At 69.4% G+C, this 15,056-nt stretch carries 11 protein-coding genes; all 11 read right to left on the reverse strand.

The features are described 5' to 3' along the window. Complete coding sequence (locus tag E3O50_RS11060; RefSeq protein ID WP_134558029.1) at positions 1-1,899, reverse strand: helicase HerA-like domain-containing protein; 1,899 nt, start codon at positions 1,897-1,899, stop codon at positions 1-3. A 164-nt stretch (positions 1,900-2,063) separates the two neighbouring features. Further along, positions 2,064-2,921 (reverse strand): GNAT family N-acetyltransferase, encoded by an 858-nt coding sequence (locus tag E3O50_RS11065; RefSeq protein ID WP_134558030.1) that lies wholly within the window; start codon positions 2,919-2,921, stop codon positions 2,064-2,066. Between the two features lie 97 nt (positions 2,922-3,018). Further along, on the reverse strand, positions 3,019-4,443 hold the full coding sequence (locus E3O50_RS11070) for an FAD-dependent oxidoreductase (protein ID WP_134558031.1): 1,425 nt from the start codon (positions 4,441-4,443) through the stop codon (positions 3,019-3,021). Further along, positions 4,440-5,741: a saccharopine dehydrogenase C-terminal domain-containing protein gene (locus tag E3O50_RS11075; protein ID WP_134446866.1), complete on the reverse strand. Its 1,302-nt coding sequence runs from the start codon at positions 5,739-5,741 to the stop codon at positions 4,440-4,442. The genes E3O50_RS11070 and E3O50_RS11075 overlap by 4 nt, the downstream gene beginning before the upstream one ends. Before the next feature lie 108 nt (positions 5,742-5,849). Then, positions 5,850-6,596: a phosphatase PAP2 family protein gene (locus tag E3O50_RS11080; RefSeq protein WP_134558032.1), complete on the reverse strand. Its 747-nt coding sequence runs from the start codon at positions 6,594-6,596 to the stop codon at positions 5,850-5,852. A 137-nt stretch (positions 6,597-6,733) separates the two neighbouring features. Further along, the gene (locus tag E3O50_RS11085) at positions 6,734-7,990 is read right to left on the reverse strand and encodes a multidrug effflux MFS transporter (RefSeq protein WP_241975172.1); all 1,257 of its coding nucleotides are present in this window, start codon (positions 7,988-7,990) and stop codon (positions 6,734-6,736) included. A gap of 151 nt (positions 7,991-8,141) precedes the next feature. After that, positions 8,142-9,401, reverse strand: coding sequence for a multidrug effflux MFS transporter (locus E3O50_RS11090; protein ID WP_241975173.1), 1,260 nt, complete (start codon positions 9,399-9,401; stop codon positions 8,142-8,144). A gap of 182 nt (positions 9,402-9,583) precedes the next feature. Then, positions 9,584-10,762: an ROK family transcriptional regulator gene (locus E3O50_RS11095; protein WP_134446862.1), complete on the reverse strand. Its 1,179-nt coding sequence runs from the start codon at positions 10,760-10,762 to the stop codon at positions 9,584-9,586. 54 nt (positions 10,763-10,816) lie between these two features. Beyond that, the gene (gene mmsB, locus E3O50_RS11100) at positions 10,817-12,004 is read right to left on the reverse strand and encodes a multiple monosaccharide ABC transporter permease (protein ID WP_134558033.1); all 1,188 of its coding nucleotides are present in this window, start codon (positions 12,002-12,004) and stop codon (positions 10,817-10,819) included. A 6-nt stretch (positions 12,005-12,010) separates the two neighbouring features. After that, positions 12,011-13,540: a multiple monosaccharide ABC transporter ATP-binding protein gene (mmsA, locus tag E3O50_RS11105; protein WP_134558034.1), complete on the reverse strand. Its 1,530-nt coding sequence runs from the start codon at positions 13,538-13,540 to the stop codon at positions 12,011-12,013. Between the two features lie 117 nt (positions 13,541-13,657). Next, entirely contained in the window at positions 13,658-14,779 is a 1,122-nt protein-coding gene (gene chvE, locus E3O50_RS11110) for a multiple monosaccharide ABC transporter substrate-binding protein (RefSeq protein ID WP_134446856.1), read from the reverse strand. Positions 14,780-15,056: the final 277 nt, after the last annotated feature.

Consider the following 15,056-nt stretch of genomic DNA (forward strand, 5'->3'; position numbering starts at 1 on the left):
TCAGCGCCGGCGGCGGGTTCCGAAGATGCCGGCAACGACCCCGGTCAGGATCGACTTCGTCACGGACGACCCGAGCACCTCCTCGAGCACGCTCTTCTGCGGCTTCGCGCTCGTGCGGGTGCGCGCCGGGCCCGCGGTCTGCCGCATCAGCCGGTCGTATTCGGCCTGCGCCTTCCGGTCGGCCTGCTCCCCGGCCCGCGCATCCTTCGCCTCCTGCGCGGCGGCGGCCTTGTCCGCCTTCTCGCGCTCCGCGGCCGCCTTCGCCGCATCGAGCGCCGCCTGCTCTGCCGCCTGCTGCTCGGCCGCGGCCCGGTTCGCCGCCTCGAGCTTGGTCGCGAGGATCTCCCGCGCAGACTCCCGGTCGATCGCGGCGCCGTATGTCGCCAGGAGCGGCGAGGCCGCGACGGCCGACTCGATCGCGGCATCCGCAGTCGGAGACATCGACCCCTGCGGCGCGCGCAGCCGCGTCCAGGCCACGGGGCTCGGGGCGCCCTTCTCGTTCATCACCGTCACGATCGCCTCGCCGGTTCCGAGCCCGGTGAGCACCTCTTCGAGGTCGTAACCGGAGTTCGGGAACGTCGAGACGGTCGCCCGCAACGCCTTGGCGTCGTCCGGGGTGAAGGCCCGCAGCTGGTGCTGCACACGGGAGCCGAGCTGGGCGAGCACATCGCCGGGCACGTCCTTGGGGGTCTGGGTGACGAAGAAGATGCCGACTCCCTTCGAGCGGATGAGCCGAACGGTCTGGGTGATCGACGCGAGGAAGTCCTTGGAGGCGTTCGCGAAGAGCAGGTGCGCCTCGTCGAAGAAGAACACGAGCTTGGGCTTGTCGAGGTCGCCGACCTCTGGCAGGTCGTTGTAGAGGTCGGCGAGGAGCCACATCAGGAACGTCGAGAAGAGCGCTGGCTGGTTCTGCACGCCGGGCACCTCGAGCAGGCTGATCACGCCGCGGCCGTCCGGCGCGGTGCGGAGGAACTCCCGGGTGTCGATCTCGGGCTCGCCGAAGAACACGTCGGCGCCCTGGTCGGCGAAGGTGATCAGCTCGCGGAGGATCACGCCGACGGTCGCCGGGGACAGTCCGCCGAGCCCGGCGAGCTCGGCTTTGCCTGCCGGGCTCGTCAGGAAGCTCAGGACCGCGCGCAGGTCGGTGAGGTCGAGCAGCGGCAGGCCGGCCTGGTCGGCGTAGTGGAAGACGAGGCCGAGGCTGGACTCCTGGGTGTCGTTGAGGCCGAGGACCTTGCTGAGGAGCAGCGGGCCGAACCCGGCGACGGTCGCGCGCACCGGTACACCGCGGCCGGTGCCGCCGAGGGAGAAGTACTCGGTCGGGGCGGCCTGGCCGGCCCAGTCCTGCCCGATGCCGCGGGTGCGGGCGAGCAGCTTGTCGTTCGGCACGCCCGCGGTCGCGACCCCGGACAGGTCGCCCTTGATGTCGGCGGCGAACACGGGCACGCCGTGCGCGGAGAGCTGCTCGGCGAGCACCTGCAGGGTGCGGGTCTTGCCGGTTCCGGTGGCGCCGGCGACGAGGCCGTGCCGGTTGGTCATCGCGAGCGGGATCCGGATCGGCACGTCGGCGAGGGCGTCGCCGTTGACGAGGGCCCCCATCTCGAGCGCCGGCCCGCTGAAGGCGTAGCCGGCCCGGATCACGTCGACCTGGGCGGCCGTGAGCGGTGTTGCGTGTGCCGCGGGCGCCGCGGGTGCCGCGGGTGCCGGCACCGGTGCCGCCGGGCCGGACCCGGTCTGGGCGGTCGCCGTCGCGGCATCCGCCTGCTCCTGAACGGCCGCAGCCTGCACTCTCGCGAGGGCGGCTTCGGCGTCGGCCTGCGCCTGGCGGGCCGCGGCGACCGCGGCCTCGGCTGCGGCCTGGAGTTCGGACAGGTGATCGGCGGCGTCGCTCGGATTCATGGCGCGATCCTAGTCCCACACGCGATCCGTGCGCCAAAATCCCGGCCGCGAGAGCGCACTTGTGGCCCTTAAACCTCGGGTTTAAGGGCCACAAGTGCGCTCTCGCGGAACACACGCGCACGAAGGGCGGCGTGTCGGGGGGAGATAGGGCGGGGCGAGGCGGGTCAGGCGGGGTCTGCGGGGCGGGAGGTGAACACCCAGGAGTCGCCGGCGAGTTCGGGCCGGAGGCCGCGGGAGAAGGCCTCGGCGAACACGACGCGGGAGTCGGTGCGTTGCCGGGCCGCGGCATCCGGTGCGTCGTCGCGGAGTCGCTCGAAGTCAGGGTCGAGCCGCAGGGGTTCTGGGGCGGGCAGCCCGTCGCGGGTCGGTTCGGCGCTGCTCCACTGCGGCCGCGGGGAACCGGCGAGCGCCGCACGCACCCGACGCGAGTCGAGGCGCCAGCGCACCTCGAACCGGTCGCTGCGGTCGCTGCCGCTGATCGCGTCGTCGAGTCGCCCGTAGAAGTCGGGGTGGAAGTCGGTCACCTCTGCCCCGAGTTTCACGAGGTTGAAGTGCGCGTTGCGGCGGATCAGCGGGTCGAAGGTCCAGCGCATCTCGTCGACGCCGTGCTCGAGGCAGACCGCGCGCTGGAAGAGCTTGAGCGCGTAGCCGACCCCGCCGCCGCGCAGCCCGGGGGCGACGGCCGTCATGTGCGAGTGCAGGTGGATGCCGCCCGTCCAGCCGAGGAAGCCGAGTGCGGCCCCGACGAACGCGGGTGCAGCATCGGCGTCACTCGTGGCGACGAGCACCGTGTTACCGGCGTGGTCGAGGGCGCGCAGGAGGGAGGCGTCCGGGCTGCGTCCGGCACCCCAGGTGCGCTCGAAGAGCGCGACGACCGCGGGCAGGTCTTCGGGGCGCGCCGCACGCACGCTCACCGCGGCCGCGTCGGCCGCGGCCAGCGCGACCCGGTATGCGGCCACGAGGGTCTCGGCGGAAGTTTCGGCGGGAGCATCGGGCGCACGGGGCGCCGGCGGAACGTTCATGCCTCGAGTAGACCACATCCGCGGCCGGCCCGACCCAGGGCGTCCGCCGCGACCGCGCTCCCACGCGTTCGACACCCAAGAACTCCGTCGAATCGGTTCAGTGGCCTCGGCCCGAGACGCGATCGGCGATCGTCGCGAGCGGCGAGGTCGTCGTGCGGCGGCCGCCGTGCTCGGCGCGGTCCGCGATCCCGTACGCGCGATACAGCCCGGTCACCGCAAGCCAGCGCAGCGGCTCGGGCTCCCAGTTCCGCACCCGATGGTTGACCCAGGGCAGCTCACTCAGCGCGGCCGCAGCACCGGCCGCACCACCGGCCGCACCGCCCGGTGCGTTCCCGGCGGCCCGCGCGAGGATCAGCTCGGTCAGCGTGCGCCCGGCCAGGTTCGTGGTCGCGACCCCGGTTCCGACGTACCCGCCCGCCCAGGCGAGCCCGGTCGCCGGGTCGAGGCCGACCGTCGCGGCCCAGTCCCGAGGAACCCCGAGCACGCCGGACCAGGCGTGGTCGATCGTCACCCCTGTCGTCGCGGGGAAGAACCGGTTGAGGATGCCGCGCAGCGCGTCAACCGTGCCCGCAGGGGTGTGCCCGTCGGAGTCCGTCCGCGACCCGAACCGGTACGGCACCCCGCGGCCGCCGATCGCGATGCGGTCGTCGGCGGTGCGCTGGGCGTACATGTAGGCGTGCGCCATATCGCCGAGGGTCTCGCAAGCGTCCCAGCCGATGCTCTCCCAGACCGCCGGCGCGAGCGGCGCCGTCGCGATCAGCGACGAGTTCATCGGCAGCCAGGCCCGGTGCAGGCCGCGCAGTCCCGCGGTGAAGCCTTCGGTCGCCCGCACGACGACGTCGGCGGCGACGACCCCGCGCGCCGTGACCGCGCGGTGCGGCGTGATCTCGGTCACGGTGGTGTCCTCGTAGATCTCGACGCCGAGTGCCTCGACGACCCCGGCGAGTCCGGCGGCGAGTTTCGCCGGGTGGATGCGAGCGCAGTGCGGGTGCCACATCGCTCCCGTGGCTCCGACGACGTTCACGCGAGCGGATGCCTCCGCAGCCGTCAGGAGCTCGACATCCGTTTCCGCCCACTCCTGTTCGGCCCGGGCGCTCGCCTCGAGCCGCCGCTGCTGGGGCACGTCGCACGCAACGGTGAACTCGCCGCCCTTGACGATGTCGGCGTCGATGCCCTCGGCGGCGGCGACCCGGATCACCTCGTCGACGGTGTCGTTCATCGCGGTCTGGAACCGGGCCGCGGAGTCCCGCCCGTGGGTGGCGACATACTGCTCGCGTCCTCCCGTGATCGAGTTCGTCAGCCAGCCGCCGTTCCGCCCGGAGGCCCCGTAACCGGCGAAACGCTGCTCGAGGATCACGATGCGCAGGCCGGGCGCCGCCTTCTTCAGGTAGTAGGCGGTCCAGAGTCCGGTGTAGCCGGCGCCGACGATGCAGACGTCGGCGCGGAGAGCACCGGGTAGCGGCGGACGCTGCGTCGGCCGGCCGAGCTGGTTCCACCAGAACGAGACCTCGCCGTTGATCATGCCGGGTCGGCCGCGGAAGCGGGCCGCACCAGCCGGTCTTCCAGCCCCCAGGGCTCGCCATATCCACCGGATTCCTCGCTCGCGCTCATCAGGTCGAGGAACGGTTTCGCGTCGAACGCCTCGGGACCGAGCACACCGAGTCCGCTCCAGGCGCCGGTCGCGAGCAGTTCGAGGGCGATCACCGGGTTGAGGGCGGTCTGCCAGACCACGCACTGGGCGTCGTACTCGCGCATCGTCCACTCGTTGTCGCTTACGTGGTACAGGTACACCTCGCGCGGCTCCCCGTCGACCCCTGTGCCCGTGACCCAGACCCCGGCGCAGGTCTTCCCGGTCATCCGGGGTCCGATCGTGGCCGGGTCGGGCAGGCTCGCCGCGACGACGTCGCGGGGCGCGACCCAGACGGGCCCGGACTCACTGCGCACCCGCACCGGGGTCACGCTGTCGAGGCCGAGGCGGTGCAGGGTCTGCAACACGCCGATGAACTCCTCACCGAGCCCGTACTTGAAGGTGACCCGCTTCGCGTCGAGCCAGCGCGGCATCAGCAACACCTCTTCGTGCTCGACGTTCACGCACTCGACCGGGCCGATCCCCTCCGGGAAGTCGAAGATCTCCGGTTCGCTGAACGGCTGCGTCGTGAACCAGCCGCGGTCCTTCTCGAAGATCACCGGCGGGTTCAGGCATTCCTCGATCGTGGTCCAGATGCTGAACGAGGGCGCGAAGATCTCGGCACCGGACTCGTCGCGCACGACGAGATTGGCGCCGTCGCGGGTGCCGAGCTCGTCGATCTCGCTGAACAGGTGGTCTGCGGCGTACCGGGCGAACACGTCGGACAGCCCCGGCTCGACGCCCATCCCGACGAGGGCGAGCCGCCCGGCGGTCTCCCAGTCTGCGGCGAGCGCGAACTGGTCGTCGCCGAGCTTGACGCCGGTCTCGTGGTACGGGTCGGTCGGGTGCGGTTCGGAAAGGCTCGCCGCCATGTCGAGGTAGTCGCAGCCTGCGGCGAGCGCCCCGGCGAACACGCTCGGCACGAACTTCGGCTCGACCGCGTTCATCACGTGCGTCGCGCCGTGTTCCCGGGCGACGGATGCGACGCGGTCCGGATCCCCCGCATCGATCTGGGCCGCTGTGAACCGGGCCGCGCTCTCGTCACCGTACTTCGCTGCGACGGCGGCGATCGTCCGTTCCGCCCGGCCGATGTCGTAGTCGCTCACGATCACCCGCTCGAAGAACGACCGGCGGGCGATGATCTTCGCGAACGCGTCTCCGACGCCGCCCGCCCCGACAAGGAGGATTCTCATTCGATGACGCTACCGCGCTCATCCGCCGTTGTCTGCCCCGCATCCCGACCAATTCGACGGAATTTTCGCCTCAAACGGCCCGAAACACCCGTCCCGGGTACACAAGCCTCACAAGGGGTGCCGAACCGGTTCTGGGGCGGGCGGATGCCGGCGGGCCAGCCGGCGCTCGCCGTCCAGTTTCGCGGCGAGGGGCGCCCAGAGCAGCACGGCGACGCCGATGCCGAGCAGCAGGCCGCCGATGGTGTCGGTGAGCCAGTGCGCGCCGAGGTAGGTGCGGCTGACCATCATCGCGACGGCCCAGACCGCGCCGGCCACCCAGACCCACACTTTCGGGAAGATCAGGGCGAGGCAGACGACCATCGTCGCCGCATTCGCTACATGCCCGGAGGGGAATGAACCGAAATCGCTGGTGACCAGCATGTCCTGAGGGCGGGCGCGGCCGAACAGGTTTTTGAGAAGTTGCACGAGCCCGGAACTGACGACCGTTGCCACCAGGAAGTAGCCCGCCGCCCAGGGACGTTTCAGCAGGAGCAGTCCCACCAGGATCAGGATCGGGATGATCACGACCCCGGCGATTCCCGCGCCGAGGAAGTTCATCACGAGCGAGGCGTACTCCCAGATCGGCGCCCGGTGCTCGATGATCTCGGCCATCCACTCGGTGTCGATAACGAGCGGATTCCCGTTGTCGCGAAAGACGATCAGGGCGCCGAGGCCCGCGGCAAGGAGTACCGCCACGAGACCGCTGAGGAGAGGCCAGCGCCGGGCGACGCGTCGCGCCGCCGGGGCCGCCGCGGTTTCCGGGGCGACGGCGGGTGCAGGGTCTGGCTCGGGTGCGCGGGCGCTGTCATCGTCCATCAGGCCATGTTAGGCCGACCTCGGGGCGGACCCCCGCACCCGTTCCCGCCACGGACACCTGTTTCCCGTGCACGAGCCACAGTCGTCCGCACCGGCCGCAGTTGTCCGCACCGGCCGCAGCTGCCCGGCGGGCGCGCTCAGTGGGCGAGGCGCGGGACCGTCCGCGGGCGCAACACGAACCACAGGGAGCACACCGATGCGAGCGCGGTCCCGAGCATGACCGCGGCCATCGGCACCGCGGTCGAGACCCCGAGCATCCCGACGACCGGCGAGACGAGACCCGCGAGCCCGTAGTTGCCCGCCCCGAGGAGGGACGCCGCCGTGCCCGCTTCGTGCGGATGCGCGTTGAGCGCGATCACCTGCACGGAGGGGAAGGTGAATCCGCACGCCGCGATGAAGAACCAGAGCGGCACGATCACGCCCCAGAGCCCGGCGTCGACGAGGCCGAGCACGAGCATCAGGGTCGCGAACACGGCGAGCGCGGCGGTCGAGCAGGCCAGGATCCACTGCGGGGCGACGTTGTGGCGGTGCATCAGCCGGGAGCTCGTCTGCACCCCGACGACGATGCCGAGGGAGTTCGCCGCGAACAGCACCCCGTATTGCTGCGGCGTGAACGCGTAGACCTGCTGGAACAGGAACGACGATGCCGACAGGTAGGAGAACAGCCCGGTGAAGGTCATCGCGCCGACGATCGCGACCCCGACGAAGGTGCGGTCGCCGAGCACCGCCCGGTAACGCTGGCCGAGGGTGCTGTGCCCGGCGTGGTGGCGCTCGTTCACCGGCCGGGTCTCGACGATCCAAATGGCGACCGCGGCGATCACGACAGCGCCGTACCCGGCGAGAACGATGAAGATGCCGCGCCAGTTCATCACGAGCAGCAGCTGCGAGCCGAGAACAGGCGCGACCACGGGCGCGAGTCCGCTGATCAGGGCCAGTCGGGACAGCATCCGCACGAGCGGCTTGCCGCCGAACAGGTCGCGCACCATGGCGAGGGCGACGACGACGCCCGCCGCGGCGCCGAAGCCCATCAGCACGCGGAAGACACCGAGCCAGACGATGTCGGGCGAGAGCGCGGCGCCGACGCTGCTCGCAATGTGGAAGCCGGCCGCGAGCATGAGCGGCAGTCGGCGGCCGACCTTGTCGCTCCACGGCCCGACGATGAGCTGGCCGAGCCCGAACCCGACCATGGTGCCGGTCAGGGTGAGCTGGATGGCGGCCGCCGAGACGCCGAGCTCGCTCTGCAGTGTCGGGAACGCGGGAAGGTACAGGTCGATCGTGAACGGGCCGAGCGCCGTGAGCGCGCCGAGAATGAGTACGTAGACGAGCCGCTGCCCGCGGGACAGCGCATCACCCGGGTGCCTCCCGGTCGCCCGCAGGTCTGCGGCGGTGATCACGGTCAGTGATTCGGTGGTCAGGGCGGGGTCCTTTGCTCGGTTTCCCGCGAGTCAGGATGCCGCGGGCCGGGTCCGGCTGCATCGAGAGTCCCCAGGGTGCCAGGTCGCACCTGCGTCCAGCCTACGTCGCGCCCGGCGCGGGCCGCGCGGTTCAGGCCGCGTCGAGCGTCCCGAGCGACCGCGGCCGCACGAGGGTCCACAGCACGACGATCGAGACAACGGCCGTCACGCCCATGACCGCGGACATCGGCACGGCGGTGCCCACCCCGAGCAGTCCGACGATCGGGGAGATCAGCCCCGCGACCCCGAAGTTGGCCGCGCCGAGCAGCGACGCGGCGGTCCCGGCCTCGTGACCGTGCGCATCCAGCGCGATCACCTGCGCCGACGGGAAGGTAAAGCCGCACGCGGCGATGAACACCCAGAGCGGAACGAGGGTGCCCCAGAGGCCGGCGCCGGCGCGGTCGAGCACGAGGATCGCCATCGCCGCCGTGAGCAGCACGATCGTCGATACGGCGATGATCCACTGCGGGGCGACGTTGAAACGGTGCATCAGCACAGAGGAGAGCTGCACGCCCGCGACGATGCCGAGCGAGTTCACCGCGAACAGCACCCCGTACTGCTGCGGGCTGAACGCGTACACCTGCTGGAACAGGAAGGGCGAGGCGGAGAGGTAGGAGAACAGCCCGGTGAAGGTCATCGCTCCGATGATCGCGACCCCGACGAAGGTGCGGTCGCCGAGCACGGCCCGGTAGCGCTGGGCGAGTGTGTTGTTCCCGGAGGCGTGGCGTTCCAGCGTCGGGAGGGTTTCGACGATCAGGAACGCGACCGCCACCACGACGACGACGCCGTAGCCGGCGAGCACCCAGAAGATGCCGCGCCAGCTCATCACGAGGAGGAGCTGCGACCCGATCACCGGGGCGAGCACGGGGGCGAGCCCGCTGACCAGGGCGAGCCGGGACAGCATCCGCACGAGCGGCTTGCCGCCGAACAAGTCACGCACCATCGCGAGGGCGACGACCGCGCCCGCCGCCGCGCCGAAGCCCATCAGCACCCGGAAGACGCCGAGCCAGACGATGTCCTGGGACAGTGCGGCGCCGACGCTGGCAAGGATATGGAACCCGGTCGCGAGGAGCAGAGGCAGGCGCCGACCGACCCGGTCGCTCCACGGCCCGACGACGAGCTGGCCGAAGCCGAAGCCGATCATGGTCCCGGTCAGGGTGAGCTGGATGGCCGCAGCGGAGACGCCGAGTTCGCTCTCGAGCGTGGGGAACGCGGGCAGGTAGAGGTCGATCGTGAACGGGCCGAGCGCGGTGAGGGCTCCGAGCACGAGCACGTAGACCAGGCGCTGCGGCCGGGTCAGGGCATCTCCGGGATGCCGGACGACGGAAATGGGGGCGGTGGCGGTGCTCACGGCGGACGTGTCCTCACTGTGGGTGCTGGGGGCTGGCGCTGGGACGCATGCTGGGTGCAGGCCGGACGGTCACCGCGCCTGTCGTGCGCCCGGGTGCACACGACGAAAGACACTCTCGCCCACTGGTGCCAAGGCGGGCGCCCCTCCGGCTATTCCCGCCGGACCGCGACACGCCGGACGGATCAGTCGGAGACGCCGAACCCGTTCGGGTCGGCGAGGATGCCCTCGAAGGCGAGCTCCGCTGCACCGATCATCAACAGGTTCGATCCCAGTTCCGCCGCGGTGATCCGCACGCTCCCGAAGGAGGACGGCAGCGACCAGGTACCGACGGCCGCGCGGAGGCGTTCGGGATCCGCGTTGAAGAGCGCGCCGAGGAAGCCGCCGAGTACGACGAGCTGCGGGTTGAGGATGTTGATCGCCCCGCCGAGCGCGACCGCGAGGAAGTCGAGCTGGCGGTGCACCTCGGCCTGGACCTCGGCGGATTCCGTCGAGAGCAGGGCGCGTTCGAGTTCGTCGGCGTCCGCGCCGGAGCCGGAGAGTCCGAGCACCGCGAGCAGTTCCTCCCGGCTCACTTCGGCCTCGAGCGTTCCCGTGATCCCCGCGGAGTCGACGCGGGAGCTTCCGCTCACGCGGGTGTGGCCGAACTCGCCCGCATAGCCGGCGACGCCGCCGACGGGCAGGCCGCCGACGATCATGCCGCCGCCGATGCCGCTTGCCCCGCCGTTCAGGTAGATCAGGTCGGTGATGCCCTTGCCCGCGCCGAAGTAGCGTTCGGCGAGCGCCCCGAGGCTCGCGTCGTTCGCGGCCACGACGGGAAACCCGGTGGCCTGCTCGAGCATGTCCGTGAGCGGTTCGTCGATCCAGCCGAGGTGCGGGGCGAGCCGGACGAGCCCGTCGTGGGCGCGCACGAGGCCCGGAACGGCGACACCGATGCCGACGACCCGGAACCGGGCCTCGAGCTCGCCGCGCATCCCGTCGATGACGGCTGCGGCGATGTTGACGGCCTCCGTCGGGCTCGGGGTGTGCTCGGTCGGGTAGCGGATGCGGCGGTGCACGGTGCCGTCGAGGCCCACGATCCCGATCGTGACCGCGTCGATCTCGGGGTTCACGGCGAGGGCGACGACCGCGGCGGCCACGTGCACGATGGGGCTCGGCCGGCCGACCTGGTTCGTCGAGTCCGGGTCCCGCTCCCCCGCGAGGCCGAGCTGGGCGAGCTCGCCGACGAGGGCGGCGATGGTCGACCGGTTCAGCCCGGTGAGGCGGGTCAGCTGGGCGCGGGAGGTGGGCCCGTTGCGGTGGACGAGGCGCAGAATGACCGACAGGTTGTGCCGACGGATGTCGTCGTGGTTGTTTCCCTGCACCTGGTACTCCTCCGTCCGCGCGTGTTGCACAAGGCTACCGCCCGCGCCCCGGGGTCAGCGTCCTCCGCTGCGCCGCTTGTTGAAGATGTCGAACGCGACCGCGAGCAGGAGGACGAGACCCTTGATGGCCATCTGCCACGCGGCATCCACCGAGAGGATCGACAGTCCCATGTTCAGGACACCCATCACGAGGCCACCGACGATGGCTCCGACGACCGTTCCCACGCCGCCCTGAACGGCTGCGCCGCCGATGAAGACCGCGGCGATGGCGTCCAGTTCGTAGTTCTGCCCTGCCGAAGCCACGGCGCCGCCTGCGCGGGCCGTGCTGTCCACGCCGGCGAGTCCGGCGAGCACGCCCATGTTGACGAAGACGTAGAAGTTGACCCACTTGGTCTTCACGCCGCTCATCATGGCGGCGAAGAGGTTGCCGCCGATCGCGTAGACGTGACGGCCGAAGACCGTCTGGTTCAGCATGAACGTGTAGCCGAGAATCAGGACGGCGAGGATGATCAGGATGATCGGGGTGCCGCGGTAGCCGGAGAGAAGCCAGGCCAGCCACATGATCGCGACGACCGCAATGCCGGACTTGACGGCCATCTGCACGACGGATTCCATGGGCAGCTCGAGGCGCCGCAGGGTCGCACGGGTGCGCAGCTGCTGCGCGACGAGGGCGATGCAGGTGATGGCGCCGAGGGCGAGAGTCAGGGTGTCCCGTCCGCCGAGCTCACCCAGCACTCCGGGCAACCAACCTGCGCCGATCGCCGTGAAGGAGTCCGGCAGCCCGCTGATTGTGCCACCGGTCAGCAGGACGAGCGTGAGGCCGCGGAAGATCAGCATGCCGGCGAGGGTCACGATGAAGGCGGGGATGCCGACGAAGGCGATCCAGAAGCCCTGCCAGGCGCCCACGACCGCACCCACGACGAGGGCGAGCAACACGGCCGCCCACCACGGGAAGCCCCATTGGTTCGTCGCGATGGCCGAGACCGCACCGACCATGGCGACGACGGAGCCGACCGAGAGGTCGATGTGGCCGGCGATGATCACGACGACCATGCCGATCGCGAGGATCAACACGTAGGCGTTCTGCTGGATGAGGTTGTTCACGTTGCCGGGCAGCAGCAGCCGGCCCTTCGTGAGCACTTCGAACAGAACGATGATGACGACGAGCGCGGCGAGAATGCCGTACTGGCGGAAGTTGATGGCCAGCCGGGGCTTGCGCGTGGCTGGGGTGGTGGTGGTCATTGCGGTCTAGTCCTTTCCCGCAGTCATGAGGTGCATGAGGCTTTCCTGGGTGGCATCCTTCGCGGCGACTTCGCCGGTGATGCGACCCTCGGAGATCGCGTAGATGCGATCGGAGATGCCGAGAAGCTCCGGTAGTTCGGAGGAGATGACGACGACGGCCTTTCCTGCCGCGGCGAGCTCGTTGATGATGCCGTAGATCTCGTACTTGGCGCCGACGTCGATGCCTCTGGTCGGTTCGTCGAGGAAGAGCACGTCGGGGCCGGTGAAGACCCACTTCGACAGCACGACCTTCTGCTGGTTGCCGCCGGAGAGCTGGCCGGTGATCGACGAGACGCTCGGCGCCTTGATGTTCATCCGCCTGCGGTAGTCGTCCGCGACCTTGTACTCGCGGTGGCGGTCGATCACGCCGAACCGGGCGAGGGTCGCCAGCGCCGCCGCCGAGACGTTCACGGTGATGTCGCCGATCAGGTTGAGCCCGTATTTCTTGCGGTCCTCCGTCGCGTACGCGATTCCGTTGCGGATGGCTTCGTCGACCGTGCGCACCGAGATCTCGGTGCCGTTCTTGAAGACCCGGCCGGTGATGTTGGTGCCGTACGAGCGTCCGAAGATGCTCATGGCCAGTTCGGTGCGGCCCGCGCCCATCAGCCCGGCGAAGCCGACGACCTCGCCCGCGTGCACGGTGAACGAGGCGTTGTCGACGACCTTCCTGCCGGTGTCCACCGGGTGGTACGCGTTCCAGTCCTCGACCCGGAGGATCTCTGCGCCGATCTTCGGGTCCCTGGGCGGGAACATGCTGTTGAGGTCGCGGCCGACCATCGAGCGGATGATGCGGGCCTGGGTCGCGTCGGGACCGTGCATGTCGATCGTCTCGATCGTCTTGCCGTCCCGGATCACGGTCACCGTGTCCGCGATCCGGCGGATCTCCTTGAGCTTGTGGGAGATGATGATGCTCGTGATGCCCTGGCCCCGCAGGTGCTCGATCAGGTCGAGCAGGTGGTCGGAGTCTTCGTCGTTGAGAGCCGCGGTCGGCTCGTCGAGGATCAGGAGCTTGACCCGCTTCGACAACGCCTTGGCGATCTCCACGAGCTGCTGCTTGCCGACGCCCAGCTCGAGCACCTTCGTGGCCGGGTTCTCGTCGAGACCGACCCGGGCGAGCAGGCTCGCGGCCTCGAGGTTGGTCTTGTTCCAGTCGATGACGCCGCGGGTGGCGTTCTCGTTGCCGAGGAAGATGTTCTCCGCGATCGAGAGGTACGGGCTGAGCGCGAGTTCCTGGTGGATGATGACGATCCCGACCGCTTCGCTGTCGTTGATCGATCTGAACTGGGCCTCTTCCCCCTCGAATTCGATCGTGCCGTCGTAGCTGCCGTGCGGGTAGACGCCGCTCAGCACCTTCATCAGCGTCGACTTGCCTGCGCCGTTCTCACCGCAGATGCCGTGCACCTTGCCGCGCTCGACTTCGAGGGTGACTGAGTCGAGGGCTTTGACCCCGCTGAAGTCTTTCCCGATGTCGATCATCCGAAGAATCGGACCGTTCATGTGTGTCGCTCCTGTCAGCGAATACGTCGTTCGGGTGCGTACCGACCACGGTGGTGGCGAAGCCCAGGGCCCCGCCACCACCGCAGTCGGTACGGAATTCGGTTTCTTCGGTACGGCTTAGAGGCCGACGTCCGATGCCTTGATGAACCCGGAATCGATGAGCTTCGTCTGCACGAGGTCCTTCGTGACGACCTCAGGGGCCAGCAGGTAAGACGGGACGACCTTCTTGCCGTTGTCGTACGTCTTGGTGTCGTTCACCTCGACCGTTGTGCCGGCCGCGATCGACTGGATCATCGTGAAGACCTGGGCGCCCAGGGTACGGGTGTCCTTCCAGACGGTCATCGACTGGGTGCCCGCGAGGATGGCCTTGACGTTCGCCTTGTCCGCGTCCTGGCCCGTGATGATCGGGTAGTCGGTGCCTGCGGTGTAGCCGGCCGACTTCAGGGAGGCTTCGATGCCGACCGCGAGGCTGTCGTTCGGGGAGAGCACGACGTTGACCTTGGCGCCGTTGCCGTAGAACGAGGAGAGCCGGTTGTCCATCTCGGCCTGTGCCTTGTCGGACGCCCAGCCCTGGATTCCGATCGTGGTCCACGCGTCGTTCGTCTTCGGAGCCTTGCCGCTCGGGACGACCAGCTGGCCGCTCGTCACGTAGGGCAGGAGCACGTCCCATGCGCCGGAGAAGAAGAACTTGGCGTTGTTGTCGTCGGGGCTGCCGGCGAAGGGCTCGAGGTTGAACGGACCCTTGCCGTCCTTGAGGCCGAGTTCCTTCTCGATGAACTGCCCCTGGAGCTGGCCGACCTTGTAGTTGTCGAACGTCGCGTAGTAGTCGACGTCGGCGGTCCCGTTGATCAGGCGGTCGTAGGCGATGACCGTGGCGTCCTGCTTCTTCGCGTCGGCGAGTGCCGGTGCGAGTACCTTGCCGTCGATCGCTGCGACGACGAGGATCTTGGCCCCGCCGGCGACCTGGTTCTGGATCTGGCTGATCTGCTGGTCGGTCTTGTTGTCGGCGTACTGAAGGTCGACGGTGCAGCCGGCCCCTTCGAGCTTGGTCTTGAGGCCTTCGCCGTCGTTGATCCAGCGCTCGAGGCTTCTCGTGGGCATCGAGATGCCGACGTTGCAGTCCGCGATTGCTGCCGTGGTGCTTCCGGTCCCTGATGTGGTGGCCGTTGAACACGCCGCGAGCGAGAGCGCAACGGCCCCCGTAGCGACAATCGTGAACAGCCTCTTGGTTTTCGTCATGATCTGCTTTCTGCTCTGAATGCTGTGATCGCACGAGGAGGCGGCAGGAAAACCACCATTACCCCCTTGTAACGCTGTCATCAACATGGCGACACGCGCTTATGTTGACGCATCCAACATATAACAGGATTCGGCCCCGAGTCACCCCCTCTTTTGGGCCAGGGACGCAGATCTGGCAATTACAACGTGAGAATTCAGGGCCGGAACCGAATTTGTTGCACCAAACCGCAAAACCGTGCGCGTGCACGGTTTTCCCGGCGCGCCAGAGTGACCCTTC

The sequence above is a fragment of the Cryobacterium sp. MDB1-18-1 genome (assembly GCF_004402735.1).
Taxonomy (GTDB): domain Bacteria; phylum Actinomycetota; class Actinomycetes; order Actinomycetales; family Microbacteriaceae; genus Cryobacterium; species Cryobacterium glucosi.

What these genes read in the sequence shown, in the direction of transcription:
- chvE (WP_134446856.1), bottom strand. Translation starts at nt 14,779, where the DNA reads ATGACGAAAACCAAGAGGCTGTTCACGATTGTCGCTACGGGGGCCGTT.
- mmsB (WP_134558033.1), bottom strand. Translation starts at nt 12,004, where the DNA reads ATGACCACCACCACCCCAGCCACGCGCAAGCCCCGGCTGGCCATCAAC.
- E3O50_RS11070 (WP_134558031.1), bottom strand. Translation starts at nt 4,443, where the DNA reads ATGATCAACGGCGAGGTCTCGTTCTGGTGGAACCAGCTCGGCCGGCCG.
- mmsA (WP_134558034.1), bottom strand. Translation starts at nt 13,540, where the DNA reads ATGAACGGTCCGATTCTTCGGATGATCGACATCGGGAAAGACTTCAGC.
- E3O50_RS11080 (WP_134558032.1), bottom strand. Translation starts at nt 6,596, where the DNA reads ATGGACGATGACAGCGCCCGCGCACCCGAGCCAGACCCTGCACCCGCC.
- E3O50_RS11060 (WP_134558029.1), bottom strand. Translation starts at nt 1,899, where the DNA reads ATGAATCCGAGCGACGCCGCCGATCACCTGTCCGAACTCCAGGCCGCA.
- E3O50_RS11075 (WP_134446866.1), bottom strand. Translation starts at nt 5,741, where the DNA reads ATGAGAATCCTCCTTGTCGGGGCGGGCGGCGTCGGAGACGCGTTCGCG.
- E3O50_RS11065 (WP_134558030.1), bottom strand. Translation starts at nt 2,921, where the DNA reads ATGAACGTTCCGCCGGCGCCCCGTGCGCCCGATGCTCCCGCCGAAACT.